Source organism: Desulfosarcina alkanivorans (assembly GCF_009688945.1).
GTDB lineage: Bacteria > Desulfobacterota > Desulfobacteria > Desulfobacterales > Desulfosarcinaceae > Desulfosarcina > Desulfosarcina alkanivorans.
Genome location: NZ_AP021874.1, coordinates 4,846,869 through 4,873,672, shown reverse-complemented (window position 1 = coordinate 4,873,672; position 26,804 = coordinate 4,846,869). Strand labels below are relative to the sequence as shown.

Annotated in this window: 31 protein-coding genes and 1 pseudogene; 24 read left to right on the top strand and 8 right to left on the bottom strand. The window is 59.3% G+C overall.

Annotated elements, in window-relative coordinates:
• Positions 1 to 110: 110 nt before the first annotated feature.
• The 8 genes from DSCA_RS21405 to DSCA_RS21370 all read left to right on the top strand — a co-directional run bounded on the left by DSCA_RS21405 (position 111) and on the right by DSCA_RS21370 (position 4,009).
• Positions 111 to 752 (top strand): YceH family protein, encoded by a 642-nt coding sequence (locus DSCA_RS21405; protein WP_155318373.1) that lies wholly within the window; start codon positions 111 to 113, stop codon positions 750 to 752.
• Between the two features lie 9 nt (positions 753 to 761).
• A complete protein-coding gene (locus tag DSCA_RS21400) occupies positions 762 to 998 on the top strand; it encodes a hypothetical protein (protein WP_155318372.1) in 237 nt (78 codons plus the stop codon).
• 152 nt (positions 999 to 1,150) lie between these two features.
• Positions 1,151 to 1,873, top strand: coding sequence for a flagellar brake protein (locus tag DSCA_RS21395; RefSeq protein WP_155318371.1), 723 nt, complete (start codon positions 1,151 to 1,153; stop codon positions 1,871 to 1,873).
• Positions 1,874 to 1,950: 77 nt separating this feature from the next.
• Positions 1,951 to 2,307 carry a hypothetical protein gene (locus DSCA_RS21390; protein WP_155318370.1) on the top strand — a complete coding sequence of 119 codons (357 nt, stop codon included), beginning with the start codon at positions 1,951 to 1,953 and terminating at the stop codon, positions 2,305 to 2,307.
• A gap of 118 nt (positions 2,308 to 2,425) precedes the next feature.
• A complete protein-coding gene (locus tag DSCA_RS21385) occupies positions 2,426 to 2,770 on the top strand; it encodes a YebG family protein (RefSeq protein WP_155318369.1) in 345 nt (114 codons plus the stop codon).
• 8 nt (positions 2,771 to 2,778) lie between these two features.
• Positions 2,779 to 2,973 carry a YebG family protein gene (locus DSCA_RS21380; RefSeq protein ID WP_155318368.1) on the top strand — a complete coding sequence of 65 codons (195 nt, stop codon included), beginning with the start codon at positions 2,779 to 2,781 and terminating at the stop codon, positions 2,971 to 2,973.
• Positions 2,964 to 3,437: a phenylpyruvate tautomerase MIF-related protein gene (locus DSCA_RS21375; RefSeq protein WP_155318367.1), complete on the top strand. Its 474-nt coding sequence runs from the start codon at positions 2,964 to 2,966 to the stop codon at positions 3,435 to 3,437. Before DSCA_RS21380 ends, DSCA_RS21375 begins: the two co-directional genes overlap by 10 nt.
• A gap of 74 nt (positions 3,438 to 3,511) precedes the next feature.
• Entirely contained in the window at positions 3,512 to 4,009 is a 498-nt protein-coding gene (locus tag DSCA_RS21370; RefSeq protein WP_155318366.1) for an aminoacyl-tRNA deacylase, read from the top strand.
• A 132-nt stretch (positions 4,010 to 4,141) separates the two neighbouring features.
• Here the strand turns inward: DSCA_RS21370 and DSCA_RS21365 are convergent, their stop codons facing one another.
• Positions 4,142 to 4,543 (bottom strand): hypothetical protein, encoded by a 402-nt coding sequence (locus tag DSCA_RS21365; RefSeq protein WP_155318365.1) that lies wholly within the window; start codon positions 4,541 to 4,543, stop codon positions 4,142 to 4,144.
• A gap of 321 nt (positions 4,544 to 4,864) precedes the next feature.
• Between DSCA_RS21365 and DSCA_RS21360 the strand changes: the two genes are divergently transcribed.
• The 3 genes from DSCA_RS21360 to DSCA_RS21350 all read left to right on the top strand — a co-directional run bounded on the left by DSCA_RS21360 (position 4,865) and on the right by DSCA_RS21350 (position 8,896).
• Complete coding sequence (locus DSCA_RS21360; protein WP_155318364.1) at positions 4,865 to 6,520, top strand: acyl-CoA synthetase; 1,656 nt, start codon at positions 4,865 to 4,867, stop codon at positions 6,518 to 6,520.
• A gap of 65 nt (positions 6,521 to 6,585) precedes the next feature.
• Positions 6,586 to 7,374, top strand: coding sequence for a CheR family methyltransferase (locus tag DSCA_RS21355; protein ID WP_155318363.1), 789 nt, complete (start codon positions 6,586 to 6,588; stop codon positions 7,372 to 7,374).
• Positions 7,375 to 7,444: 70 nt separating this feature from the next.
• Positions 7,445 to 8,896 (top strand): MltF family protein, encoded by a 1,452-nt coding sequence (locus tag DSCA_RS21350; protein ID WP_167527899.1) that lies wholly within the window; start codon positions 7,445 to 7,447, stop codon positions 8,894 to 8,896.
• 110 nt (positions 8,897 to 9,006) lie between these two features.
• On the opposite strand, the gene DSCA_RS21345 is transcribed toward DSCA_RS21350, so the two are convergent.
• Positions 9,007 to 9,705 (bottom strand): DUF4412 domain-containing protein, encoded by a 699-nt coding sequence (locus DSCA_RS21345; RefSeq protein WP_167527898.1) that lies wholly within the window; start codon positions 9,703 to 9,705, stop codon positions 9,007 to 9,009.
• 1,368 nt (positions 9,706 to 11,073) lie between these two features.
• Here DSCA_RS21345 and DSCA_RS21340 point away from each other — a divergent pair.
• The gene (locus DSCA_RS21340; protein WP_155318360.1) at positions 11,074 to 11,502 is read left to right on the top strand and encodes a hypothetical protein; all 429 of its coding nucleotides are present in this window, start codon (positions 11,074 to 11,076) and stop codon (positions 11,500 to 11,502) included.
• Between the two features lie 36 nt (positions 11,503 to 11,538).
• Here DSCA_RS21340 and DSCA_RS21335 read toward each other — a convergent pair whose 3' ends face one another.
• The 3 genes from DSCA_RS21335 to DSCA_RS21325 form a co-directional block, all read right to left on the bottom strand.
• Positions 11,539 to 11,733: a hypothetical protein gene (locus DSCA_RS21335; RefSeq protein ID WP_155318359.1), complete on the bottom strand. Its 195-nt coding sequence runs from the start codon at positions 11,731 to 11,733 to the stop codon at positions 11,539 to 11,541.
• Positions 11,734 to 12,008: 275 nt separating this feature from the next.
• Complete coding sequence (locus DSCA_RS21330; protein WP_155318358.1) at positions 12,009 to 12,530, bottom strand: rubrerythrin family protein; 522 nt, start codon at positions 12,528 to 12,530, stop codon at positions 12,009 to 12,011.
• Positions 12,527 to 13,006 carry a Fur family transcriptional regulator gene (locus DSCA_RS21325; RefSeq protein ID WP_155318357.1) on the bottom strand — a complete coding sequence of 160 codons (480 nt, stop codon included), beginning with the start codon at positions 13,004 to 13,006 and terminating at the stop codon, positions 12,527 to 12,529. Before DSCA_RS21325 ends, DSCA_RS21330 begins: the two co-directional genes overlap by 4 nt.
• Before the next feature lie 242 nt (positions 13,007 to 13,248).
• Between DSCA_RS21325 and DSCA_RS21320 the strand changes: the two genes are divergently transcribed.
• The 3 genes from DSCA_RS21320 to DSCA_RS21310 all read left to right on the top strand — a co-directional run bounded on the left by DSCA_RS21320 (position 13,249) and on the right by DSCA_RS21310 (position 15,953).
• Positions 13,249 to 14,196 (top strand): nucleotide-binding protein, encoded by a 948-nt coding sequence (locus DSCA_RS21320; RefSeq protein ID WP_155318356.1) that lies wholly within the window; start codon positions 13,249 to 13,251, stop codon positions 14,194 to 14,196.
• Positions 14,193 to 14,849 carry a helix-turn-helix domain-containing protein gene (locus tag DSCA_RS21315; RefSeq protein ID WP_155318355.1) on the top strand — a complete coding sequence of 219 codons (657 nt, stop codon included), beginning with the start codon at positions 14,193 to 14,195 and terminating at the stop codon, positions 14,847 to 14,849. Before DSCA_RS21320 ends, DSCA_RS21315 begins: the two co-directional genes overlap by 4 nt.
• A 255-nt stretch (positions 14,850 to 15,104) precedes the next feature.
• Positions 15,105 to 15,953, top strand: coding sequence for an HD domain-containing phosphohydrolase (locus DSCA_RS21310; protein WP_167527897.1), 849 nt, complete (start codon positions 15,105 to 15,107; stop codon positions 15,951 to 15,953).
• A 122-nt stretch (positions 15,954 to 16,075) separates the two neighbouring features.
• Here the strand turns inward: DSCA_RS21310 and DSCA_RS21305 are convergent, their stop codons facing one another.
• Positions 16,076 to 16,588, bottom strand: a complete 513-nt coding sequence (locus tag DSCA_RS21305; RefSeq protein ID WP_269434685.1) for an OmpP1/FadL family transporter — start codon at positions 16,586 to 16,588, stop codon at positions 16,076 to 16,078.
• A gap of 183 nt (positions 16,589 to 16,771) precedes the next feature.
• Positions 16,772 to 18,142: a sigma-54 interaction domain-containing protein gene (locus DSCA_RS21300; RefSeq protein ID WP_167527896.1), complete on the bottom strand. Its 1,371-nt coding sequence runs from the start codon at positions 18,140 to 18,142 to the stop codon at positions 16,772 to 16,774.
• A 312-nt stretch (positions 18,143 to 18,454) separates the two neighbouring features.
• Here DSCA_RS21300 and DSCA_RS21295 point away from each other — a divergent pair, with 312 nt between their 5' ends.
• Together DSCA_RS21295 and DSCA_RS21290 are read left to right on the top strand one after the other, a co-directional pair.
• Positions 18,455 to 19,066 carry a hypothetical protein gene (locus DSCA_RS21295; RefSeq protein WP_155318351.1) on the top strand — a complete coding sequence of 204 codons (612 nt, stop codon included), beginning with the start codon at positions 18,455 to 18,457 and terminating at the stop codon, positions 19,064 to 19,066.
• 28 nt (positions 19,067 to 19,094) lie between these two features.
• A complete protein-coding gene (locus DSCA_RS21290) occupies positions 19,095 to 21,008 on the top strand; it encodes an OmpA family protein (RefSeq protein ID WP_155318350.1) in 1,914 nt (637 codons plus the stop codon).
• A gap of 46 nt (positions 21,009 to 21,054) precedes the next feature.
• Here DSCA_RS21290 and DSCA_RS32030 read toward each other — a convergent pair whose 3' ends face one another.
• Positions 21,055 to 21,684: a mechanosensitive ion channel family protein gene (locus DSCA_RS32030; protein ID WP_167527895.1), complete on the bottom strand. Its 630-nt coding sequence runs from the start codon at positions 21,682 to 21,684 to the stop codon at positions 21,055 to 21,057.
• A 451-nt stretch (positions 21,685 to 22,135) separates the two neighbouring features.
• Here DSCA_RS32030 and DSCA_RS21280 point away from each other — a divergent pair, with 451 nt between their 5' ends.
• From DSCA_RS21280 to DSCA_RS21255, 7 genes and pseudogenes are all read left to right on the top strand, one after another.
• Positions 22,136 to 23,407 carry an OmpA family protein gene (locus DSCA_RS21280; protein WP_167527894.1) on the top strand — a complete coding sequence of 424 codons (1,272 nt, stop codon included), beginning with the start codon at positions 22,136 to 22,138 and terminating at the stop codon, positions 23,405 to 23,407.
• Positions 23,408 to 23,463: 56 nt separating this feature from the next.
• A complete protein-coding gene (locus tag DSCA_RS21275) occupies positions 23,464 to 23,643 on the top strand; it encodes a YegP family protein (protein ID WP_155318347.1) in 180 nt (59 codons plus the stop codon).
• 61 nt (positions 23,644 to 23,704) lie between these two features.
• Positions 23,705 to 24,103: a DUF2780 domain-containing protein gene (locus tag DSCA_RS21270; RefSeq protein WP_155318346.1), complete on the top strand. Its 399-nt coding sequence runs from the start codon at positions 23,705 to 23,707 to the stop codon at positions 24,101 to 24,103.
• A gap of 86 nt (positions 24,104 to 24,189) precedes the next feature.
• Positions 24,190 to 25,014: a mechanosensitive ion channel family protein gene (locus tag DSCA_RS21265; protein WP_155318345.1), complete on the top strand. Its 825-nt coding sequence runs from the start codon at positions 24,190 to 24,192 to the stop codon at positions 25,012 to 25,014.
• A 365-nt stretch (positions 25,015 to 25,379) separates the two neighbouring features.
• Positions 25,380 to 26,042: a PAQR family membrane homeostasis protein TrhA gene (gene trhA, locus DSCA_RS21260; RefSeq protein WP_155318344.1), complete on the top strand. Its 663-nt coding sequence runs from the start codon at positions 25,380 to 25,382 to the stop codon at positions 26,040 to 26,042.
• A 195-nt stretch (positions 26,043 to 26,237) separates the two neighbouring features.
• Entirely contained in the window at positions 26,238 to 26,363 is a 126-nt protein-coding gene (locus DSCA_RS32990) for a hypothetical protein (RefSeq protein ID WP_269434610.1), read from the top strand.
• A 12-nt stretch (positions 26,364 to 26,375) separates the two neighbouring features.
• A pseudogene (locus DSCA_RS21255) lies at positions 26,376 to 26,777 on the top strand (AhpC/TSA family protein); the annotation flags it as partial.
• Positions 26,778 to 26,804 lie beyond the last annotated feature (27 nt).

Sequence of the window (26,804 nt, the reverse complement as noted above, 5' to 3'; positions counted from 1 at the left end):
CGCCGGGGCGACCCCTGCCTCAATGCCGATCGAGTAAGGGGACACCGGCATCGCGCGGGCAGCCACTGACCGGAATGCCGGGGAACCAGACAAGGTTCGGAGGAATAACGATGGAACAACTGCTCAACCAGCAGGAGGCCCGGGTGCTGGGCTGCCTCATGGAAAAAGCGATGGCCACGCCGGAGTACTATCCGCTGTCCCTCAATGCCCTGACCAATGCCTGCAACCAGAAATCCAACCGGGATCCGGTGGTGGACTGGGACATGTCGACGGTTCAGGAGGCGGTCGACGGCCTCGAAAAAAAAGATCTGGCCAACCGGAGCACGGTGGGCCGCGTGCCCAAATACGAGGAAACCTTCTCCCGGCGGAACAACATGGTGCCGTCAGAGGCCGCCGTGCTTTGCGTGCTGTTGCTCCGCGGCCCCCAGACGCCCGGTGCCATCCGCAGTCGCTGCGACCGGCTGCATGTCTTTGACAGCCTGGAGGCCCTGCAGGAGACCCTGGACCGGTTGTGCGAATGGGGCCATGTGCGTCGCCTGGAACGGCTTCCCGGCCGCAAAGAATCCCGGTACCTGCATCTGCTCGGTGCAGCGCCGGAGGACGACACCCGGGCGCCCGGGTCCGCCACCCCGCCTCCGGCGGCCGGGCGCGCCGACCGGCTGACCGAACTGGAAGCGCAAATGGCGTCCGTAAAAAAAGAATTGGCGGACCTCAGGGCTGCGTTTGAATCCTTTCGCCAACAATTTGAATAGGAGATTCCCATGAACGAGGGCGACCGCAGGCGCCTGTACCGCCTGGCGCTCGTTTTCCTGCTTTGCGGGTCGATCGCGACCGGCGGGTGCGAGGGCACCGACACCCGGGAGCAGGTGGACGATACCGTGGAAGAGATGGCCGGGAAAAAAGACCTGGAGCGCTACCGGCAGATGAAGGACGATATCGGCGAAATAAACACGCAGCAGAAGGAGCGGCATCGCCGGCTGGACGAAGCCGACGAATGACCCGGTTGGATTTCCGTGGGCCGACCATGAAAAAAACCATTGTCCCGGGCACCCGGGTTCGTGCTAAAGAATCGGCGGACATCGCCGAATATAGAAAAAAGATTAGGGAAAACACCGCAAAAGACTGGTTTTGGGATCAAGGGTAGTCCATTATGGGGGAAGCAGGTAAGGTCCAGGGTGACAAGCTCATTGAACTGTTCAACGAACTGATCGTCAAGAAAACAATCATCTCCATGAATGTGGTCGGGGCCGGGTTTGACCGGCTGACCTGTATCACCGGGATGACGACGGATTCGGACGGCAGCCACCTGCTCGTTGACCCACCGGAGGATTTCAGGGAGGCGGCAGAGGTAAGAGACCTGTGGCACCTGCGCTTCAATTTCAACGGGCCGGATCAGCTGGAGTACATCTTCAGTACCCGCGGCGGCCGATTCAGCGAGCAGGGCCTGAAAATCCCCTTTCCCGAGCATGTGGAGCGATTGCAGCGTCGCCGGAATTTTCGGGTCAACACCGAAACCGGCACCCAGATGCACTTCACCCTGAAAAAAATCCAGGGGATCATCGACCTGATCAATGTCAGTCTCGGGGGCGCCTACGGGGTGCTGATCAAAAGCAATTTTAAATTCATGCGGGGGCCGGTGCTGAGAATGGACCAGCAGGTCTATAATGTCAGCATGGTCTTTCCGGGCGATAAGGATACGCCGGAGGAAACCGTTACCGTTAAGCGGGCCGAAGTCAAACGGGTCGAACATGATCAGGAACGCGGTTTTTACCGCTACGCCTTCGTTTTCAAGGAACTGGAAAAAGAAGAGCGGCGCCGGCTCACCCAGGTCATCTATGACCTTCAGCGCCGGTACCTCCGACGCCGAAAATAACCGCCGCCCCGGTGGCAGCGCCAGATCCCCCGGCCTTGCAACTTTCCAGAACCATCACGTCACGTTTCGGGACAGCAATGAAATGGATTCTTCTGCTGGGTCTGCTGGCGATCATTACCTCCGGGTGCCATCGCGCTCCCGGATCGTTGCCGCCTCCCGAAAAGCCTTTCCACAGCGACGGGTGCTCCTGCTTTCCCGACCTGGATTATGCCGATTGCTGTGTGGATCACGACCGGGTCTACTGGCAGGGAGGTTCCCCCGAACAGCGCCGGGCGGCCGATGACCAGTTACGGCGATGCATCGCGGCCAAAGGGCGTCCGGTGCTCGCTCACGTGGTGTTCTGGGGCGTTCGCCTCGGCGGCCACGGCTGGCTGCCCACCCCCTGGCGCTGGGGTTTCGGCCATCGCTGGCCCAATGGCTACCATCAACCCTAAATCCGGGGAGCCTGAAACGAACCGGCCGCTCGGCGCCGATCAGCACCGACGATATAAGGCGTTTCGGGCGTTTTGAAATGAAATCCTGAACAATCGGCTAACCAAAGGAGCGTTCACGATGGCCGTCATTACCAAGTATGTGGTGGTTCGAAATGGAAAGGAACTGGACAAGGAGTTTCTGGTTAAAAAAGAGGCTGAGGCCTACGACAGGATGCTCGATGCCGCCGACAACCTGGCCGCGTTCATCAAGGATGCCGGGCTGGAAATCGACCTCGACAACAGAACCATCGACGCCATTTCCGTCTTTCTGGCCAAAAACGGCCCCGAGGTCACCCGGATACTCAAGGGCCTGAAGCCCCTTGCGCCGCCCGCCCATGCGCCTGATGGGGTAAAAAAGGAGCCTCCGGCCGCAGCGGCCAGAAAGAAAGCCCCTGCGGCCAAAGCGAAACCCAGGGGCAAATAACGCTCCCCATGGCCGCCATCTCCAAAAAAGAAGCCGACGCATGGGACCGCGCGCTCGATGCCGCCGCGGAACTGGCTGACCTGATCGAATCCAGTGAACTCGAGATCGGCGAGTACGATCTGGAGGAACTGACGATCTTTCTGGCCACGCACGGCCATGCTGTGCGCAGCATGCTCAGGCACCTGAAGCGGACATGGCCGTAACCCTCCGCGGCGCCTCAGGCCGCTTCGGATTGCCGGTTGCCGGGTGCTGCGTCCACGGCCAAAACCGGGATCGGCAGATCCTTGCCACGGACCAGAAAACAGAAAAGGAGGAGACCATGCCTTACTTCTCGATTCGGACCAGTCAAACGCTTGAGGCCTCAGCCGTAACTGCCTTGACCCGAAAAGCGTCGGCCTTTGCCGCCGAACTCCTTGGAAAGCCCGAATCCTATGTGATGACGTCCCTGCAACCGGGCTCGGCCATGACATTTGCCGGCAGCCATGAGCCGGCGGCCTTCATCGAAGTCAGGAGCATCGGCCTCGCCGAGGCGCATTGCAGCGCTTTTGCCGAGAAGATCAGCGCCTTCATTCACCTGCAACTGGGAATTGACCCGAACCGGGTCTTCATCGATTTCACGGACCTGCCGCCCAGCCGGTTCGCCTGGAACGGAAAAACCTTCGCGTAGCCATCAAAGCGGCCCGCGCGCCAAAACGGACCCGGGCCCGGATTTGAACCGGTGACCCCGATGAGAAGATTACCATGCCGACCCCGTTAACCCGCACCGATCTGAAGACCTTCATTGACAACCACCAGTTGAGTGCCGTCATCATGCCCATGGACGCGCACACCGCCACGGTAGGAGAGGCGGCCGCGGCCCTGGGGGTAGACGCCGACCGCATCATCAAGTCCCTGGTATTCATGGCCGGGGCCGAGCCGATCCTGGTCGTCAACAACGGACTGGCCCGGGTGGACCGTAAAAAACTGGCCGCCTGTCTGGGCATGAACCGCAAACGGGTAAAATTCGCCACCGCCGGTCAGGCCCTGGCGGTCACCGGCTATGTGGTGGGCAGCATGCCGCCGTTTGGCCATCGGGAACGGCTGCGCACATTGGTGGACACCGCCACCGCCGGACTGGAAACGGTATACGGGGGTGGCGGGGACGTCGACGCCATGATGCGGCTGTCTCCAGCGGAGCTGATCAGGGTCTCCCGCGCCGAGGTCGCCGATATTTCAGAACCCGTTCCCCACGGCGGTTGAATACATTTACGTTTCTTTTGAGGCGTGAAACAGCCATCCCGAGGGGGCGCCCCCATTCTGGAGACGGCCGCCGCCGGCAGTCCGCCGAAACCGGAGGCGCCGGCTGGATCCGAAAACGGTCTGGCCGGCAGGCTATTTAAAGAGCGGCGGGCCGGTGTTCAACACCCAGGTTTTCTCTTCTTCCTGGTAGCGCCACGACTGTTCGTACTGCAGTTTTTTGGCGATGTAGCGGTCGAGAAAATAGTATTCCACATCCACGGTCTGGGTCACCTCCCGATTGTCCTTCGACAGGTTCATCCTGAGCACCTCATAACTGACCATCTTCAGGTTGTCATAGCGGTTCAGGCAATCGCTGCGGGACATTGCGGATGGATCGACATACTGGCAGGCGGCGTTGAAATCCGACAGCCGCATGGCGGTTTCATAGGAGTCCATGGTCCGTCCGTATTCCTCCAGTCTGGCCTGCTCCGAAATGGCCGCACAGCCCAGCGGCAGGAAGCAGAAAAGCACGATGGCAAAGCTCAGATGTTTCATTACGGGGCCCCTCGGTTGGCGTCAGTTGACATCAGCGGCATCCATCAAACCACAAATCACGCCGCCAATCAACCACGGCCTCTCCCGCCCCGGTCCTCTTTCGGGATTGACATCGGGGGCGTTTTATGGGCATTTTTTCGTTTCCGTTCAAATTGTTCTCAGTTCCGGTCCGTATCCATCACCACCCGCATCGTTTCTGTCCGCGCCTGCGGGTTCGCTTTCCGGTAGAAGGCCGGATCATGCGTTGCCATCCCGCGCCCACCGGCGGGAAATGACGATTTGACCGTCTGCCCGGATAACCATCAACTAGGAGGATTTGGAATGACGCCACGCGACACCGCCATGACCGCAGCCCAAAAGGCCCGTTTCAACAAGCTGAACAAGGAAAATCTCGATTTTCTCATGGACCGCTACAACCGGGTCAACCGATGGGTCATCGCAGACATGATCCGGCGCACCGCCTACCACCACCCGGACAAAACGGCCCTCATCTTCGGCGACCATTCGCTCACCTATGCTGAACTGGAGGCGGCCGCCAACCGGACGGCCAATGCCCTTGACGGCCTGGGGGTCGGCAAGTACGACCGGGTGGCCATCCTGGCCCACAACACCCTCCACCACGTGCTGGTCTGGCTGGGCTGCTGCAAGATCGGCGCGGTGTACCTGGCCATCAACTACCTGCTGCGCGGCCCGGACATCACCTATTGCATCAACCATTCGGAGAGCCGGGTCTTCATCGTCGAGGACGCCCTTTTCCCGCTGGTGGAAGACGTGCTGGAGGAGATGCCCACGGTCGAAAACCTGATCTGGTCCGATCAGGGGGCCGGCCAGCCGCCGGCAAATCAACGCTTCCTGGCCTTCGACAGCTGGATGGAAGCCGCCCCGGCGACAGAGCCCGAGGTGATCCTGCACATTGAGGATCCCTGCCAGATGACCTACACCAGCGGCACCGAGTCCCTGCCCAAGGGGGTGATCATCAGCAACCAGGCCCTCATGGCCCAGTACATGGGGGCCATCATCGACGGCGGCTACAGCAGCGGAGACATCAATGTCAACGCCCTGCCCATCTATCACTGCGCCCAGCGGGACGTGTTCCTCAATCCCGTTTTCTGGGCAGGCGGCACCAATATTCTCATGGCCCCGGACATCGGCGCCATATTGAAGACCATCGACCGCTATCGGGCCAACATGTTTTTCGCCCCGCCCACCGTTTGGATCGGCATCCTGCGCCACCCGGATTTTGACCGCTACGACCTCTCATGCCTCACCAAGTGCTACTACGGGGCGTCCATCATGCCCGTGGAGGTGCTCAGGGAACTCATGGCGCGGCTGCCCGGCTGCAAGGTCTACAATTATTACGGTCAGACCGAGCTGGCCCCCTACCACACCATTCTCAAGGCTGAAGACGCCCTTGACAAACTGGGCTCGGCGGGCATGGCAGGACTGAACATGGAAACCCGGCTGGAGGACGAGGACGGCAGCCCCATCGATGTGCCCGGCATCCCCGGTGAAATCTGCGGCAAGGGCCCTCACGCCATGATCATGTATTTCAAGGAACCGGAAAAGACCGAAGCCGCCATGGCCGGCGGCTGGTTCCATTCCGGCGACATCGGCGTATTGGACGGCGACCGCTACATCTCGGTGGTCGACCGCAAGAAAGACATGATCAAAACCGGCGGCGAAAATGTCTCCACCCGCGAGGTGGAAGAGGTGGTCTATCTGGACAAGCGCGTGGAAGAGGTGGCCGTCATCGGCACCCCGCACCCCAAGTGGGTGGAGGCGGTCACGGCGGTGGTGGTGCCCCGCGCGGGCGAAACCATTACCGAGGCGGAAATCATCGACCTGTGCAAAAAGGAACTGGCGGGGTTCAAGGTGCCCAAGTCGGTGGTCTTCGTGGATGCCCTGCCCAAGACCCCCACCGGCAAGATCCTCAAGCGGGACATGCGGGACACCTATAGCGGTTTGTATTCGGACTGATGACCGGGCGCCCGGGGAAAAGCCGCATCGACGATCGATGACAACACCATCAAGCGGTGCCGACCATGCTCAGCGACACCGAATTCCGCCAGCTGCTCCATCACCTGGACCGACCCTGGGCCGGCTACCGCAAGGTTCGCAAAGGGGTCAAGAAACGCATTCGCCGCCACATGGCCGGCCTGGGCTGTTCAACCGTCGACGCCTACCTTTGGGAACTGGCGCAGCGGCCGGACGCCCGGGCGGTCTGTGAGCAGGGCCTCCGGGTGACCATCAGCCGATTTTTCAGGGATCGAGAGCTGTGGCAGGCTCTGGAATCACGGGTCCTGCCCGGCCTGATCGACCGGTTTCCGGCCCCCATCCGCATCTGGTCGGCCGGCTGTGCCTGCGGTGAAGAGCCCTACAGTCTGGCCATGGTGTGGGAGGAACTGGGCCGTCCGGCCCGGCTGGACCTGCTGGCCACCGATGCCGGCGGCGCCTGCCTGGCCCGCGCCCGGGCGGGCGTTTACAACCCGAGCAGCCTCAAACGGGTGCCGGACGGGTTGCGGGATCGGTACTTTGATTCCCGAAAAGGCGGCCGGCAGTGCTTGATCCGGTCGGGCCGGCTGACGCCCATCCGATGGCGTCAGCATGATTTGCTGGACCCGCCGCCCGAAGGCGATCCCTTTCACCTGATCCTGCTGCGCAACAATCTGCTGACTTACTACCGGGGCCGCTGCCTTCAGGCCGCCTTGACGCGGATCATGGCGGCGCTGGTCCCCGGCGGATGTCTGGTGACCGGTGCCCATGAACGGCTGCCCGTCAGCGCATGCCGCCTTGACCGCGACGAAGGGTGCCCGTGGATATACCGACTGTGAAAAGATCCCGGGCCGACGGAATGCACCGGCCAATCCTTCAGATGAAACCATGAAACGGAGACGACCGCCCATGACCCGAATCCTTGCCGCCGCAATCGCGCTGCTGCTGTGGCCGGACGCCTTCACTCCGGACCGGGCGTGGGGGGCCGGCGAAAGCCATCCCCTCGATGCCCACCTGGCCGAAAGTTACACCGGCGACCTGGAGGCCCTGCTGGAGCGGAAATACATCCGCGTGCTGACCTGCTATAACCGCACCAATTTCTTTTTGGCCCGTGGAAAACCCCGGGGTTTCGAATATGCCCTGCTCAAGGAGTACCAGAAAACCCTGAACAGGGGCATCACCCGCAAAGAGATCCGGATCGTCTTCGAGTTCATACCCGTTTCCCGGGACCGACTGATTCCCGACCTGGTCGCCGGTTACGGCGACATCGCCGCTGCGGGCCTGACGGTGACCCCGGGACGCCAGAAACAGGTCGATTTCAGCAATCCCTATTTGACCGGCATCGATGAGGTGCTGGTCACCCACAAGTCGGTTGCCGGCATCCGGGATGTTGCCGACCTCGCCGGCGCCAGCGTCTTCGTTCGCCCGAGCAGCAGCTATCATGAGAGCCTGCTGGCCCTTAACCGAAGCCTGCTGGCACAAGGAAAGCAGCCGGTGGAAATCGTCCGTGCAGATGAAAACCTGGAAACCGAAGACATCCTTGAACTGGTCAATTCCGGGGCCATCGCCCGCACGGTATGTGACAGCCACATTGCCGGCGCGTGGGCCAAAATCCTGCCCGACATCCGGGTGCACCAAGCGGTGACCGTTCGCCTGGGCGCCCATATCGCCTGGGCCATACGCAAATCCAGCCCGGCACTCAAGGCGAGCCTGGACGGGTTCGTCAAGAGCCACGGCAAAGGCACCCGCCTGGGCAACATCTATTTCACCCGCTACTACGAGAACACGACCTGGATCCAAAATCCCCTGGAGGGAAGCGCGGGCAAGCGCCTGGCCGCATACGCGCCGCTGTTCAAGAAGTTCGCCGAACGCTATGGATTCGACTGGCGGCTGATCGGCGCCATGGCCTACCAGGAATCCGGATTTGACCAGCGCAAGGTGAGCCCGCGGGGCGCGGTGGGCATCATGCAGATCCGCCCCCAAACCGCTGCCGACCCCAAGATCGGCATCCCCGACGTCAGCTCGGCGGAAAACAACGTCCACGCCTCGGTCAAATACCTGGGTTTCCTGCGCAGCCACTACTTTGACGATGCCGCCATCCGCCCGCGGGACCGGGTTCGCTTCAGCCTGGCCGCCTACAATGCCGGCCCGGTCAGGATCCGCCGGGCCCGTAAAATGACCCGGGAGATGCAGCTGGACCCCAACCGCTGGTTTCGCAATGTGGAAATCGCCATGCTGAAAATCGTCGGGCAGGAGACGGTTCGCTACGTCAGCAACATCAACAAATACTACGTTATTTACCACAATGCCCTCGAGCGGGTCGAGAAACGCGAAGCGGCCATCGAGGAGGTCAGGCCATAGCGGCCAGGGGATTCGCGCAGAGCGGCGATGCGGGTTCTCGGCGCCGGCCCAATGAAAATCAGGCCGGCGCCTGAACGACGGACCGTATTTTCCACCCATCCCAAGGGGGGCTACTGGGCTTCTTGCTGCTTGAGCTTTTTCATCAGCTCCTTGATCTTTTCAGGGGTCACGCTCTGGCCGGAAGCCCCCATGCCGGCGTTCATCGGGCGGTAATCGGACGGCACGACAAACAACTGCGGATCCTGCCGGGCAACAACAATATTGGTGTACTCGATCTTGATATCCTGACGCATGCCGCTTCCACTGGCCGTTCCTTCGAAACGCAGGGGAATGTTCTGTTCGTTTAACCAGGCATACCCGGAAAACGCATCGCTGCCGTTGCCGGTGGACTCGAGTTTATATTTGGTGGCTTTCCGGCCGTTGACCGTCTCTGTGCCCATTTCTGTCATTTTGAGCTCCCCATCCCGGATCATGCGCTCCGGGTCCTTCCCGGCCCCCGAATCCGGATTGCGCATGTACATCTTTTGATCGGGCATCAGGGTCCACATCCGATCGTTTTCACGGTCATTGATGATGGCCGTCCTGCGGCCGAAACTGGCAATATCCCGCCGCTCCTTTCCTCGGATGGAGTATATCTTGCCCCGGAGAACATGGGGCTGGTCCCCGCCCGCCTGCTGAATGGTCATTGTCAGGTCGGCTGAGAATTCCACTGTCGGATAGGGGAATTTTTCCACGGCACCGGAAGGGACTGCCAGCGACAGGATGATCGCTGCGTACACTGCCGTTATAATCGGTTGTTGTCGTTTCATCGGATGCCCTCCATTGGATAGCCATCCGGTTCTTATGGGTGCCTGAACGCTGAAAGTGCGCATGGCCCCTGAAAAATCACGTTCACCTTAATGATGAAACCGTGAACCGTTGAACGGTGAGCCGTGAATCCCGAGACGGAAACGATAAGGGCTCAACCGGAAGTCCGGATGGGTGTTGAAAAAGTGATGGCTCAAAACCGACCATGGGCCATGTCATATCCTGAAAATGATGACGTCATCAAGGGGAAACACCTTCTCCACCGGAAACACCGCCGACGATACCGTTTGTTTACTTCGCGGGCAATGGCTTTCGTGGCAGGTGCGTTGGCGTGATATCGCGCACCCTTTTGCCGGTTTGCCGCACGTCACGACCATCATGGCGGGGGCGGCGGCAATGGGACGCCGGTGCAGGCCTGTAATTGCTGCAGGATATGCCAATCAACCCTGATTTAAGGAGATTGGCAGGCGGCTTGCTTTAATTGTGAATCGGTAGCCAGCAGTGTCAGGCGCACCACAAGTAAGAATCCAGTGGACCCATGCAGGGAGATGGAGATGAAAACAGCCTACGACTTTAAACAAAAAATTATTCTGATGACAATCGCCGTGGCCTTCAGCCTGATAATGATAGGCCTCAAGGCCTGTCAATAAAAGAAGAATCTGAAGCGCCCATGGCAGGGGAGGGGGGGACCGTCTCGCTCCAGACCGGCTGGATGGCGCTCAAAAAATATGGGTGACTGACGTGGACGATGATGAGGAAACCGCCACCCGTACGGTGATCGTGTGAACGCCAACTGGACCACGGCGGGTATCTGGCGCGCGCTGCCCGTGGCCCAAGAGAAAAAGTGCGCCATTGCAGCGGGAAAAGCGCCCGGCCGTCCTGACCCGGTGCGGTCCGGGCGCTTCGGCATCTTTACTGAAAAAGCCTCGCGGTAATAGGCGGCGTCACCCCGGCCCTGGCGGCACTGACGCACCCGGGGCTCCCCATTTTCGAGGCCGCACGGCACCAAAGGCCGGCGAAAATTGTTACCGGTTCTATTTCCAACCCGTGCGCAATTTTGGTAACCGGGCGATACCGGACTGGGGGCCGGTCCGTTATATTGATAATGGTTTCAATGGTTAAAAAAATGGTACCGAAATTGCTTTTACCATAGCAGCACCCAATCCGGCCCTATCGGCACATCCTGTTGCCCGGCTCTTGGCAGGTCCTCCCATCATTCAGCGTCCTGTTCTCGAAAGGCCCTGGGCGTCGCGGCATAAACCGGAACCCCTTCAATAACAGGCCAGGGGTCCATGGCGGCCTCCCATGCCCTGCCCCCGGTTCTTATTCTCAGGAGGGGTTCACCATCTCTGCCAAAAAAGGAGGAAACAATGAAAATTTTTAAGATGTTGACGGCTCTGGGCCTCGCATGCCTGCTCGTCATGGCCTGCACAGAGAAGCAACCCGCCACCATCGGACAGGCCGATCAGACCGATGCGGGCCAGAACCCAACCCCCGTGGCCATGGCGAAACCCGGCGATTCGGGAGACCGGCCGGCCCCGGCAGCCCAGGTCGAAAAATCGGAAACGCAGGGGCTGTCTCAGGAAGCGGCGTCGTCTTCGACGGAAACCGCCGAAATCGACGGCACCTTGATGCAGACCCAAAAAGGCCTGGCGGTCGTCACCGACACGCAGGCCTATGTGGTGACCGGTCGGGACCTGTCGGATATGATCGGCCAAACGGTCAAAGTCACCGGCGCGGTTGCCGAGGTGGACGGCGGTCAGGTCATCGAGATCATGACGGTAGTCCCCGCGGAATAACCGGGACACCCCGAATGGGTCTTTTTCACGAAACCGTCATTTAAGGTATTCCAGATAACGAAGCTCCATGTTGAGGAGGGCAAAGATGCCCATCAATGCGGAGATGCCGCCCATCAACCATGCCAGCGTCTCCATGTTATGGCTGCCCTTGCGCCTGCCCCACCGGCCCAGCATCGTCCAGCCGCCGATCCATATGACAAAGGAAAGAATCGTTCCAAAATAGTATGCCATGACCGCCCTCCTTGCGACGCGTGTTTCCATCTTCGGTCATCATAAATGAGGTTGCAGACCAAGGCAAGCAGGCTAACGCCCGGGAAAGGACCGTTCTGAATGGGGTTGGTTCGGGCGGCAGTTTCTTCCGTTGCAGCGCACACGGTAATACCGGGCGCCGACGGGCAACCGTGTGCCGACGACGCCGGTGGGTCACGATTGTCCTGAAAAATGCAACCGGCGCAGGGCAGGCCGCGGCGATCCGGCCATGCCCTGCCTAAAAGGTCGACACCGGTTTAGATGTCCATGTTGGCCGGTTCGTAATGTTCCCTGGGATGCTTGCAGGACGGGCAGACGGGAGGCGGTTCAGTGCCTTCGACAATATAGCCGCATACGCCGCACTTCCATTTGATCGGCTGCTCGCGCTTGTACACGGTCCCGGCTTCAACCATCTTGATGATCCGTTCGTACCGTGCACGATGGTGGGCCTCGATCTTGGCCACCTGTTCGAATGCGATTTTGGCCCGGGTCTGCCCTTCTTCTTCCGCCTCCCTGGCGAATTGCGGGTACATGCTTTCCACCTCGTAGTCTTCGCCGCCCATGGCCTCCTTCAGGTTGGCCAGGGTGTCGCCGATCCCGCCCAGCAGTTTCAGGTGGTCCTTGGCATGCTGCATTTCGTTAAAGGCCGTCTCTTCAAAAATCTTGGCAATGTAATGGTAGCCTTCTTTCCGGGCCACCTTGGCAAAAAAGGTGTACTTGTTGCGGGCCTGGGATTCACCGGCGAAGGCGGCTTTCAGATTCTCGGTGGTCTTGCTCATTTTTTTCTCCTTGTTGGCTGGTTTATGGGTTCATTACGCTTTAGGTTACAGCGGTCACAAAGGCCTTTGAGGACCACCCGTTTGCTGGTCACCGTGAAGCCTCCGGTGATCGATTCCGGCACGTCGAGGCGGGCGAAGCCGGCGTACTCGAAATCGATGATCCTGCCACAGGCCATGCAGTGCAGGTGGTGGTGGGCCGTGATGTCGGGGTCGAAGCGCCTGGGGCCGCCGAACACCTCCACCACCGCCACCACCCCGATATCGGCGAAGGTCAGCAAAGTCCGGTTGACCGTATCGAATGAAATATTCGGGAATTCTTTTTTAACCGACCTGAACAACACCTCCGCCGAGGGGTGCTGCTTCGACTGAATGAGCATTCGGAATATGGCGACACGCTGGGGGGTAATTTTCAACTGATGGCGGCGGCAGGTCTCTAAAAAACGCCGCACACGCAGGTCCGTCCGTGTGTTTTGCATATGTCTCTTAAATAGGAATCAATCCTATTTGTCAACCCCGGGGTCCCGCTGTTTCAGGCTGGGGTGCCGGCAGATGGCAGCCGGGAAGACGGCAAGGGGCCTTAACTTATCAACTTGACTGATTAATGCATGTCGACTACGGTGCGGGTGATGCTCTCCCCACTCCGCATAGACGCACCATCCCATAAGGCCGGCCCCGGCATCGAAAACCGTCTGGTCCTCATCCGGGAATCAAGGTTGACATGCTGACCTCCGGAAATACCGAACCGGGTCCGGAGATCTATCCGATCGGAGGCGGCAAGGGCGGCGTTGGCAAAAGCTTTGTTGCCGCCAGCCTGGGCACTTTAATTGCCGGACAGGGCAAGACGGTTGCACTCATCGATCTGGACCTGGGGGGCTCTAATCTGCATACGTTTCTAGGAATGCCGGCACCGGAAAACGGGCTGAACCGTTTTCTCGATAAAACCGTACGGTCTCTTGAAAGTGCGGCGGTCGCCACCCGGATCACCAATCTCTTTTTCATCAGCTCCTGCAACTGCTCCATGGAGATTGCCAACCTGTTTTATGCCCAGAAGATCAAGCTGATCAACGCCATCAGAAAACTGCCCTACGATGTCGTGCTCATCGACCTGGGCGCAGGGACCCATTTCAATACCCTCGATTTTTTCCTGACCGCCAGCAAGGGGATTTTTGTCTGCACGCCCGACCCCACCGCCATTGAAAATGCCTTTCGTTTCATCAAGGCGGTTTACCTGAGACGATTAAAACAGCTCGTCAAACGGCACGATTTCAACAGGCGGGTAAAAGCGGCGATTCTGGACACGGGCGCCAACACCTTGAAATCCAGAGACATCATTGATATCGTTTTAAAAAACGATCCTGAAAAAGAAAGTTTTCTCAAAGCACGCATCGGCAGGTTTCAATTCAAAATGATCTTGAATCAGTTTCGCAAAAACGCGGACATCCGTCTGGGTGAGAAAATAAAGACCGTGTGCAACCGCCACTTTTACTCTCCTTTTGATTTTTTGGGCCAGGTTGATTTTGACGAGCGCGTCATGGATTCCATATACGCCAGAAAACTGTATGTCCAGACCTGCCCGGCCACCCCCACCGTCCTCGAATTGAAACAAATTGCCGACTTGCTCACCCATACGCAGCCGGCCCCATCCTTACGGCAACCGGCGCGATGAAAACCTTTGACGGTGAAAACTACTACCAGATCCTGCAGGTGAGCCCCAATGCGGGCGCCGATGAAATCAGGCACGCCTTCCGGGAGGCAGTGGCCATCTACGAAGAAAACAGCGTGGCCACCTACTCGCTCTTTTCAACGGAACAACGCGAGGCCCTGCTGCAGGCCATTGAATCGGCTTTTGACACCCTGAGCAACGAGAAGAAAAGGGTCGATTACAACCAGATGCTCATCGACACCGGGCAGGTGGATGCGGCCATTTTCTCCAGACAGGTCCAAAGAAAGATGGCGGCCGGCTCAGCCCCCCCAGGTACATCCAGGGAAACGAGCCTCAGCCAATGGGTGCACAAAAAAGCCAGTGAGCCGGAAATCAGGCAGCGCATCGAAGCCATCCTGTCCCGGGAGCGCCTCTCCGGTATAGACCTGAAACAACTCAGAGAAGCTTACGGCATCGAACGCCACGAAATCTACGCCATCACCAAAATCAGCAGCGCCACCCTGAAACGCATCGAGGCCGACCAATACGAGGACCTGCCGGCCGAGATCTACGTCAAACAGTTTCTGAAAACCTATGCCGAATTGCTTCACATCGACCCCCGGCATGTGGTCGACAGTTATCTGAAAAGGATGACCCGGGCCCCATCGGACCGTTGATCGTCGTACCGGTCGACGGCCGGATGAATCCAATCCGCACCCTTCCCCAAACGGTTTTTTTACGGGTCCTGGAATGAGCCCGACATCTCACCCATGGATAGTCGATGCAGCCCGGGGAAAAAGCATCATCCGGCCGTTATCCCGGCCCCAAATCCCGTATTGGATGGACAGGGGTTCCGATTCTTATGGATTGACGCCGAGGTTCAGCCTGTGGGAAACTGGTGCCATGCTTATATGGAAAAGGGAGGGTGCTCGATGAAAATACAGATCGAAAAACCACTGCTCAAGTCCCTGACCCTGATGGCATCGATGATCGAAGCCCGGGATGCCTATACCGGCGGGCATCTGTGGCGTGTTTCCCAGTATTGCCAGGGCCTGGCCGAGGCGGCCGGCCTGCCGGGTGAAATGGTTTTCCTGTCCCGGTTGGGCGGCTTTTTGCACGACATCGGCAAGGTCAGTATTCCCGATGGCATCCTGGGCAAACGGGGCCGCCTTACCGAACCGGAGTATGACGTGGTCAAAACCCATCCTGGAATCGGCGCCGCATTGATCCGGGAGCATCCCCTGGGCGACCTGGCCCTCGCAGCCGTCCATCAGCACCATGAGTGGGTCAACGGCGGGGGCTACCCGGAGCGCCTCCACGGCGACCAGATCTCCATCTTTGCACGTATCGTCAGCATTGCCGACGCCTTTGACGCCCTCACGAGCACCCGTCCCTATCGCCGGGGGGTGGCCGCTCTCCCCGCGGTGGCGGCACTGAAGACTGAACATGACACCCAATTCGATGCCCGCCTGCTGGAGGTCTTCGTCCAGATGGCCCAAGGGGACGCGATAGAGGAAATCGTCGGCCACAGTGAGCGTGGCGTGGCCATGGTCGTATGCCCATCATGCGGCCCGGTGATTTCCGTTTCCCGGAATGCCAGGGACGGCGACATCGCCTATTGCCGCATCTGCGGAGCCAGGCACCGCCTGCACCGGAAGGGCGATACCTTTGTGGTGGAACCGACCGGAGCAGAGGGCACCGCAGAGGACCTCAAGCCACACCCCGAAACAGATTCAATCAATGCCTTCATCGCCCGGGCACCCGGGTGGGTCGACGTGTAGCGGCGCTTCGTGCAGGAGCGGCGGTCACCGGTCCAAGGCGTCCGGGCCGCCGCCTGGAAGCCGGTTCTCCCCGGCCCCGATCCGCATCTTGCCCTTCCACGGCAAGAGGGTTGAGCACACCGTTAAAACCGGAACGACACCGATGCACTGATAATGTCCACACTGGCGTCATATTCGCCCACCAGGGCGCCGCGCAGCCGATTCTCCAGTTCGGTGACATCCTTGTCGATCTCGGGGTCGTCCACAAACAGATGGCCATAGGCAAAGTCGGCCTTGACGCTGGTGTCGACCCGACCGCTGGCCTGGGGTACGCCGGTAGCGAGGACGGCGGCCGGTGTGTTGAAGGTGGCATCGCCCTCGAGGGTGTGGTCGATCTTTGAACGATAGTGGAGCCCCAGACGCGTGCCTGCCAGCGGTTCGAAGATCAGGCCCACATTGGCCCCGAAGCCCCAGTCGTCGCCTTCAATCTTGGCCTTGCCGTCAATGCCTTGCGGCGTAAAACCGGAAATGCCGTTTGCCGTGAGGGCGGTTCCCCAATCGATTGCGCTGGTCAGCTCGGCATCGGCCCACTCGATGCTGACACCCACACCCAGCGACCACCGGTCGTTGATGCGATAGCCGACCGAGGGATTGATGTTGACGATTCAACGGGGCTTGGCAATCTTTTTTTATCCCCAACGCCAGCACCCTGCCTGTTGCCGGCGTCTGGCCGCCAGCAGATGTTTGCGGGGCCGGATAGCCGGCCTTCAGGCTTGAGCGTCAGGATGAAACGTTTTAAACGGTGCTCGAATGCGGGACAACGGGTATCGCACCGCCGCCTATTCGAGGCCGTGCTTTTCCATGCGGTATCGCAGGGTATGGCGGGTGAGTCCCAGCAGCCGTGCGGCTTTGCTCTTGTTGTTATCGGCCTGTTCAAGGGCCGAAAGAATCAGGCTGCGCTCCACTTCTTCCAGTTTTATTCCCGAGGAAGGCACCGTCCAACACTGCTGGCCGGATTCGACCGCATCGGCAGCGGGTGTCATCAAAACCAGATCATGGATATCGATCTGATCGCCTTTGATGAAGATCATGGCCCTTTCGATGCAGTTGCTCAATTCCCTGACGTTGCCCGGCCAGTGGTGGGCCAAAAGGACGTTGCGGGCGGCCGGGGAAAAGCCCTTGACCTTTTTTTTGAACTGGATGTTCAGCAGGTCCACAAAACGCTCGCCAATCAGTATGATGTCCTCTTTGAGGTCTCTGAGCGGCGGCAGGGTGATCGACACCACATTGAGGCGATAGAAGAGATCTTCGCGGAAGGTTTTTGCGGCAATTTCCATTCTAAGGTCACGATTGGTGGCGGCAATGATGCGCAGGTTGACCTGGCGCTGGCGGGTACTGCCCAGACGCCGAAAAGTTTTCGACTCGATGGTGGAGAGCAGCTTGGCCTGCATATTGAGGGGCAGTTCGCCGATTTCATCCAGGAAAAGGGTGCCGCCGTGAGCCGCTTCCAGCAGGCCCGGCTTGGCGGATACGGCGTGGGTGAAGGCGCCCTTCTCGTAGCCGAACAACTCGGCCTCGATCAACTGCTCGGGCAGTGCGGCACAGTTGATCTCCACGAAAGGCGCGTCATCCGTCATGGCACTTTCATGAATGATCCGGGCGGTGAGATTTTTGCCGGTTCCGGTCTCACCCATGAGCAGTACCGTAGCCGACGGGATATGACTCAACTGCTGAACGGTCTGGACCACCTGTTCAATGGCAGCCGATTGGCCCAGGATCGAACGGCCGATCTGGTTTCTGCGATGCTCGATGCTGGTTCGGTAAAGGTAAAGGTCATATCGCTGCTGGTTGTCGGCCTGCAGGGCCAGGGCGGTGTCGGTGGCATCTTCCACGACGACCATGGCGCGATCTTTCTCGGGGCATGCCAGCACCAGCAGGTTCAGGAAGCGTACATGGCCCTGTTCATCGATGCGGTTGACATGATCGAGGCGATAGGCGGACTCCTGCTTGGCGACAATCAGCGCCAGCTGCACCTCGATCCCCGCCAGCTCCGGCAGGATATCGGTGATCAGGGCCTGCGACACCATGGGGGCTGCCGGGGCCAGCAGCCGCTGTGCCGCGGAAGTGGCCTCGATCAATCGCAGCCGGCCGTCGAAAAAAAGGGCGCCAAAGCCTTTTTGCGCCAGCAGTAGGTTCAGCGGATCAGCCATCGGACATCTCTTTTTTGCAGACGATTGGAGGGGCTCCCCGCCAGATCCGGACGACGACGATCCGCCGCAGCTGGATCCGGCCATGGGCGCATAGTCTATTTTCATCAGTCAGCCGATGGATCAATGGCATCGGCCATCCGGCCGGAACAAGGATACGCCTCACCAGATATCCAACGGCCTGACAATTGTCATACTGTCTCACGAACTGAATTTGGATTTGACTTAAATAGCATGAAAAACTAAACTTTACCAATCTAACCGATCATCCACCTCAAGTCAGTATTCCAAAGGTGCAAACAGGGGGGGCAAAAAGTGACGAAAGCACGCAAGAGCGCCAGGGCCAAAGCGCCTGACCGGGCATCCGAAAAACCCTTGGAAACCGTTGAAAAAGACAATCCTTCCACCATGGCCGCCATGGATACGGAAGCGGGGCACATCAACAAAATCCGCGATATTCTTTTTGGCCAGCAGATGGCGGATTACGATGCCCGTTTCAAAGATTTGGAGAACCGGATCGCGTCCCAGATCGAGAGGTTGCGCCAGGAAACGGACGAGGGGCTCAAGGGCATGAAAGACCTGCTTCAAAAGCAGAACGAGCTGCTCACCGAACGCCTGAAAGATGAGGAGTCCAAACGCGGGCAGGAGGGAAAATCGCTTTCCATGGAACTTACCAGAGCGGAGAAAACCCTGTCGAAGACCATCGATGCCCTGTCCGCCCAGCAGGCGCAGGACACGCAGTCACTGGGCGAGCAGTTATCGGCACTGTCCCAGGAACTCTCGGACGGGCTCTACATCCAGCAAAAGGAGGCCGCCGACAATCTTGAACAGGCCGTCCGGGAACTCGACGATGCCAAGCTGGCCCGTAAAGCCCTGTCACAGATGCTGGTGGAAATGGCCGGCCGGCTGACAGATGCAACGAAGTAAACCGCCATCATACGCGCCAAACTGACCTATGAGCGAGTCATCATCCCATAGCCGGGGCAGCCCCGGCGGCCAGCATGAGGAAATCCCGGGCAAACCGCTGGAGACGCTGCGCAGCCTGATCGTCGGTCCAACCGATCATCGGCTGGACGGCGTGGCCCGGGCCCTGGACAATCCGGAACAGCGTGCACAGGACATCAGCCGCGTGCTTCCCCGGGCCGTGACCCTGGGTGCATCCGAAAACAACCGGTTGGCCGTCGCCCTGGAACCGATCATGGAAAACGCCATCCGCGCATCCATAAAAAAGGATCGGCGCATCCTGGTGGACGCCCTTTTTCCTGTCATGGGCCCCGCCATTCGCAAGGCGATTGCCAGCACCATTCAGGGGTTGATTCAGAATTTCAACCAGCTTCTGGAACACAGTGTCTCTATCAGGGGGCTGCGCTGGCGGCTGGAGGCGCTGCGCACCCGGCGGCCTTTTGCCGAAGTCGTTTTGCTCAACACCCTGGTGTATCAGGTGGAGCAGGTGTTCCTGATTCACCGGGACTCCGGTCTGCTGGTCGCGCATGTGGTTGCCAAAACGGCCGTCGCCCAGAACCCGGACCTGGTCTCGGGAATGCTGACGGCCATCAAGGATTTCGTTCAAGACTCCTTCGGTGCGGCCCAGACGGATACGCTGGAGACCTTTCAGGTCGGCGAACGCAAAATCTGGATCGAGCATGGCGCGTATGCCATGCTGGCCCTGGTCCTGCAAGGCAATCCGCCGGTCGATCTTCGGCTGATGATGCGCGATGCACTGGACGAGATTCATCTGAAGCAATCCGACGCGCTCGCTTCTTTCGACGGAGACGGCGAGCCGTTTGAAGTCTGCCGGCCCATCCTCGACGGACTGTTGCAGATTCAGTTCAACAGGCAGCAGCAGTCCTCCTATCGACCATGGATTGCGGCTGCCGTGGCCCTTGCCCTGATCGGCTGGGTGATATTCCTGCAAATGGCCGATGCGGGCCGGTGGGGACACTTTGCCAAGCGCCTGCACGCCCAGCCCGGAATTGTGGTGACCCGGATGGAAGAAACGGATGGCCGCCGCCACATTTATGGGTTGAAAGACCCCTACGCACCGGATCCGGCGGCACTCGTGGCTCCGGCGGGGCTCTCTCCGGAGTCCGTGGTCTTTCACTGGGAGCCTTACCAGTCCGCCCACCCGGCGTTTGCGCAGCGCCGGATCACCACCCTTTTCGATCCGCCGGCAACCATCGTCCTGGACTTCGACAAGGGCCTGCTGCAGGCGTCGGGATCCGCCTTTCATCCGTGGATTGAAGATGCCCGCCGCCTGGCCCTCATGGTTCCCTGGATCGATCACTTTTCGGACCTGCAGGTGGTCGACATCGACGAGCACCTGGACAGGCCGCCCACGGTGACATTGGCACTGGACGGCAAAACCCTGCGCGCCGGCGGCAGCGCCTCCCACCGCTGGATTGCACGGGCCCGGACGCAGACCGCCGACCTGCCGGGGATCGAGGCGTACGACGATTCCCGCCTGGTTGATGCCGACGAACAGGCATGGGATGCCGTGACCCGGACCATCGTCCAGTCCGTTTTTTATTTCGAGGCCGGACACAACCAGCTGGCCGCGGGCCAGGATAAGCATCTGCAGGCCGTTGCCGGGGCAGTCAGGCGGCTGGCCGCCTTGTCGCGATTGCTGAATCGGCCCCTGCGCATCGATGTCATCGGGCACGCGGATAATACCGGCAATGAAATGTTCAACATCGCCATCAGTCGCAAGCGGGCCCAGGCCGTTGCGGATGCATTAATCGCCTCGGGAATCGACCCGACGGTTCTCACCGTTCATGCCGCAGGCTCCGGGGAGCCCGCGCCGGATGTCGACCGCGCCACTCATGCCACCAACCGACGGGTCGTTTTCAAGGTCAACCCCACCGCCAACTGATTGTAACGCCATGCCCGTTCCCTGATCCGGCACACCCGAGACCGTGTCAGCCGTCATGGCGGCACTTGCGGGCGTCTTCACGGGGGCAATGCATATGAACGCCTTCGGCATCAAACAGCTTGTGGATGGATGCGGTGGTTTCGGAACGGACCTGCCAGCAGTCGCCGGCCGACACCCAGGGCTGCGCGACCAGCACCACGCCACAGGTGCAGTACTCGGTGACGGCGACGCGCGGAGGCGGTATGTCGAGAACCCGGGGATCCTTGGACAACACCTCTTCGATAATATCCATGGCCGCATCGATATCACCGCCATGCTCGATGCCAAACATGATGTCGATGCGACGCGTCCCTTTGGCAGTGTGGTTGACAATGGTGCCTTCCATCAGGTTGACGTTGGGAACCAGCAAGGTGGCATTGTCCGGCATGACCAACACGGTATTGAACCAGCTGATGGACGATACGGTTCCGGTCACCCCGCCCCCTGAAATGATGTCGCCCAGACGAAAGGGCCTGGCGGCTTTGAGCATGATGCCGGCCACCAGACGACCGGGCCCGCTCCTGAGCAAAGACCCGACGAGCAGGCCGGCGGCGAAAATGATCATGGCCAGTATGACACTGGTGCCCAACACGGCAATCAGTTCATTGCCGGCGGAAGAAAACAATTCTATCCTCATGCCTGCACCTCCTTTCTGTGGTGGCCGTTCCGGAAATCGCCTGCCATCGCCGATCGCCTGTGTCTTCCGTAAGCAAAGATCCCGCCAAACCGTGATGGCTCGAGCTTCTTCCCCATAACGTACAGTTTTTCCTAAGAATGGATGCACCCCTGTCTCCCTTGCCGAAACCCGGCGACCTGCGCGTGCGTGATATCGCGCACGGCTTTGCGGATTTACCGCAGTTCTCACTCGGGCCTTCACGGGCATCCGGACGAAACAACTAAATTTTAACAATGAATTTAGAGGTTTGTGTGCTTTTTGGTTTATCCCGGAGCTAATGGCAAGGCGATTGCTATCCATAGAGGCCATCGCGCCAGGGAAGATGAGCAACGCATCATGGTGCCATCGACATGGCGGTAGGAATAAAAACGCAACCACTGAGCAAGACATTAAACTGGAGAAGGAGAAACTCATGATGAAATTCACTGTTCGACACCTGTTCGTATCTCTTCTGGCCGCTGCGTTCATCTCTGCATGCGCGACCCCTCGCCATCCGCTTCCCGATTTTGATGCCCATCCGGTCGATCCGGGAACCTATGAGAGAAAAACCGAACATCTGGTCTTTGTCCTGGACGCTTCCAGTTCCATGGCGGAGGCCCACCGGGGGTATCTGAAGCTGGACGTCGCCCGGGGCGTAATCAATAACTTCAACCACACCATGCCCGACCTGGACGTGGACGTGGCGCTGCACAGTTTCGGTCATGCCCCCTCGGTATCCACGGCATCCTCCGCGATCATGCTGCCTGCACAGCCCTACTCCCGCGATGCACTGTCATCTGCGGTTGAAAAAGTGACTGAAGCCGGCGGGATCAGTCCTTTGGCCCGCGCCCTTGACGACGCAAGAACGGCCCTCGAACCCGAGAAAGGCCGGATTGCCATGGTCATCATCAGTGATGGCAAGGATATGAAAACGGGTACCCGTGCCGCCGCTGAAGCGTTGGCAGCCGATCACGGAGACCGGCTGTGCATCTATACCGTGCAAGTGGGGGACTCAGCCGAGGGCGCGGACCTGCTGGACCGGCTCGCCCGGATATCCGGTTGCGGAGAGGGCGTGACGGCACAGGGGCTCGAGTCAGGAGCGGCCATGAATGCATTTGTCCACAAGGTCCTGCTGACCGTCAGGAGTGACAGTGATGGCGACGGGGTGGCGGACGCCATCGACCGCTGTCCCGACACCCCCCGCGGCATTGGGGTGGACGCCGACGGATGCCCCCTGGACAGTGACAAGGATGGCGTCCTGGACACCACTGATGCGTGCCCGGACACACCGGTGGGCACCCCGGTTGATGCCCAGGGATGCCCGATGCCCCGGGCTGAGGCCACGCCTGGTGAGCTGACCGCTGCCGGCACCTGGCGCTACGAGGACATCCAGTTCGAAAACAACAAAGCCGTTTTAAAAGCAAGTGCGTACCCCATCTTGAATGAAATTACGGCCGCCATGCAGGCCCATCCGGAACTGAACGTGGAAATCCATGGCCATACCGACGGCAGCGGCGCCCGGGCCTACAATCTGGACCTCTCCCGGAAGCGGGCCGCATCGGTCAAGGCCTATCTGGAATCCCGGGGAATCGACGCCGCCCGGATGAGCACCAAAGGGTTCGGTCCGGATCGCCCCATCGACAGCAATGCGACCCAGGAAGGCCGGGCCCGCAACCGGCGGGTAGAATTCAAACCCATCCAGTAGCGATCCTAATCGGGTCAAGACTGAAACGAGACAATCAAACCAAAAGGAAAATGATAATGGCTTATACATTCGAAGTTTACAGGGACAATGCCGGCGAGTTCAGGTTCCGGTTCAAAGCCTCCAACGGCGAAAACATGTTCGCCAGCCAGGGATACAAACAGAAGCGGTCCGCCGTTTCTGCCATTGAATCGATTAAAAAGAATTCGCCGGACGCGACAATCGATGACCAGACCTGATGGCCAATATAGGTCTTCGCCCGGGCATCCGGCGTGATGTCCGGGCGAAAGTCAACACCCGATGGAGGAATATACGATGGAATTGATCAAACTGCTCACCGAAAAACTGGGGGTCAGCCAGGACCAGGCCCAGGGCGGGGCCGGACTGCTTTTCCAACTGGCCAAGGATAAATTGGGGCCCGAGGACTTTGGGCAGATCGCCCAACAGGTTCCCGGCATCGACGCCATGGTCGAATCGGCACCGGAATCCGGCATGCTGGGGTCGGCGCTCAAGGGCCTGGCGTCCGGTCTTGGCGGCGGCAATGCGGGCCTGGGCAACCTGGCCGGGCTTGCCGGCGGGTTTTCCAAGCTGGGAATGGATTCCGGCATGATCGGCAAATTCGTTCCCGTTCTCCTTTCCTTTGTCCAGGCAAAGGGAGGAGAGGCCCTCAAGGGGATGCTTTCCAGGGCCCTGAGCTGAAGCCATGTTGAAACGGAAGAACAGGCCCACCACATAAAGAACACATGATCGGCATTGCCATGATCGTGAGAGAGGAATTGAGAAAAATGGATATTAATCAGATGTTGGAAAAAGTATGGGAGTTGGTGACCATTTACGGTCTCAAAGTAATTGCCGCCATTGTCATTTTCGTGGTGGGTCGCTGGATCGCCAGGTTCATCAGCAACATGGTCCGCAAAATGATGCGCAAGGCCGATGTGGACCAGACCCTGCGGAAGTTTGTCGCCAATATGACCTATATCGCCCTGCTGGTTTTCGTCGTGCTGGCCGCATTGAGCCAGCTGGGTATCCAGACCACGAGCTTCATCGCCGTACTGGGTGCCGCCGGCCTGGCCGTGGGTCTGGCGCTGCAGGGGTCCCTTTCGAATTTTGCCGCCGGTTTTCTGATGATTCTTTTCCGCCCCATTCGTGTGGGCGACTTTATCGAAGGGGCCGGCACGGCCGGCACGGTTGAAGAGATTGCGATTTTCACCACCACCTTGACCACGCCGGACAACAAAACCGTCATCGTTCCCAATGCCGCCATGACCAGCGACAATATCGTCAACTGGACGGTGAAGGGTACCCGGCGTGTCGATATGGTGATGGGCATCGGCTACGACGATGACATCGACAAGGCCAAGCAGATCATGGCCGACGTGCTGGCCCGGGACCCGCGCATCCTGACCGAACCGGCACCCCAGATTGCCATGGTGGAGCTGGCCGACAGCAGCGTCAATTTCGTGGTTCGGCCCTGGGTCAAGGCATCGGACTATTGGGCCGTTCACATGGCCGTTCACGAAGCGATCAAAAAAGCGTTCGATGCCGAAGGCATCAGCATTCCCTACCCCCAAAGGGATGTACACCTCTACCAGCACACCCAGGCCGATTAGAATACCCTTTACTCCTTGTCAGGGGGGCCGGTATTGCCCATGCAATGCACGCCCTCCTGTTTCGGACCTCGCCCGGCAGTCGGGCGAGGTCTGCTTCACCGCTGTTACATGCCGGTCATTTCTCACCGATCACCCCACACACCCTTTTTCCCCGTATCCGCACCGGACCTTATCTCTGAAGCAAAACTTGCCACTGTGTGCCGGTCCCTCCTGCAATCGGGTGAGTCCATTTTGTAAAACAAATGTAAGCACGGTCCCGGCAGGAAAAATGGTTTGACTTTGCATCTGTTTTTACTCAACCTCACAGCAGACATGCCACTTGCGATAGACCATGAGAATGGAAAAAAACGAGACGCAAGGTGCCGATGATTGAGACACCCACCTCCAGACGATCCAATCCCGGCGAAGAAATCGCCAACAGCATCACCCATGGTATCGGTATCATCCTGGCCATCGCGGGCCTGGGGGTGCTGACCGCTTTTGCCGGCATCTATGGAAATGCCTGGCACATGGTCAGCGTCAGTATATTCGGGGGCATGCTGATTCTCATGTATACGGCATCGACCCTCTACCACAGCGTCCGGGATCCCCATGCCAAAGCCATCCTTCAGGTCCTTGACCATTGTGCCATATTTTTGCTGATCGCAGGGACCTATACCCCCTTTACGCTGGTGACCCTCCACGGCCCCTGGGGATGGTCCCTGTTCGGCGTGATATGGGGGCTCGCCATCCTGGGAATCGTTTTGGAGCTGACCGCCCTGCGCCGATATCGCGCGGTGTCGATTGGATTGTACCTGGGCATGGGATGGGCCCTGCTCGCCGCCATCAAACCCATGCTGGCTGGCATCGCCCCCGCCGGCCTGATATTACTGCTCGCCGGCGGGCTGTCATATACCGTCGGCATCAGTTTTTATGGATTGCGCAAACTTCGTTTCCATCATGCCATCTGGCATCTTTTCGTACTGGCCGGCAGCGCCCTTCACTTTTTTGCCATCCTTTTCTATGTCATTCCCGTTGCCGGTTTCTGAGAGCCTGTAAGGCGCATACGTTGCCGGAAAATGCACCTTTTCTGATTTTAAGATGATTCATCGGAACCGGGAAGGCGATATCAGGGCTGACCCAGAAGATGCCTGTGCGGGAGAAGAAGCGTTTCCGGATCCTTGATTTCAGGCGCCCGGTGCTTATTTTGATTATAGTTATCCACAAGCAAGGAGGGGTGCACAATGCCTGAAAAAGCCAATGGCGTCCAGGATCGGGACGTGGTGTTGTGGGACCATACCGTTACCCGCCTCAGCCGGTTCTGGGAGCACGGGAAACTGGTGCTGGTTTTCCTGCGCCACTACGGGTGACCGTTCTGCCGGGACCAGGTGGCGCAGTTGCGCCGGGAAAAAAATCAGTTTGACCGGCTTGGCACCCGTGTGGTGCTCGTCGGGCTGGGAACCCCCGAGGAAACCGCGGCGTTCAAAGCGCGGTTCAAGGTTCCCTTTGACATGATTGCCGATCCGCAGAAGCGGCTTTTCGCGGCCTTCCATCTCAAGCGGGCCTCACTGGGCGGGCTGTTGTCCGTCGGCATGGCCGCAAAGGGGGTGTCGGCCGTTGTCAGGGGCCACGGCATGGGCCTTCCCAAAGGAGATGTGCGCCAGCTCCCCGGAGTGTTTATCATCGATTCCGGCGGCCGCATCCGATTCAGTCATTTTGCACGGGACCCCGCCGACCATCCCGAGCCGGAGGTTCTCCTGGCGGCTCTCCGGGATGACGGCTGAACGATCCCTCGGCAGGACGGCCGGCGA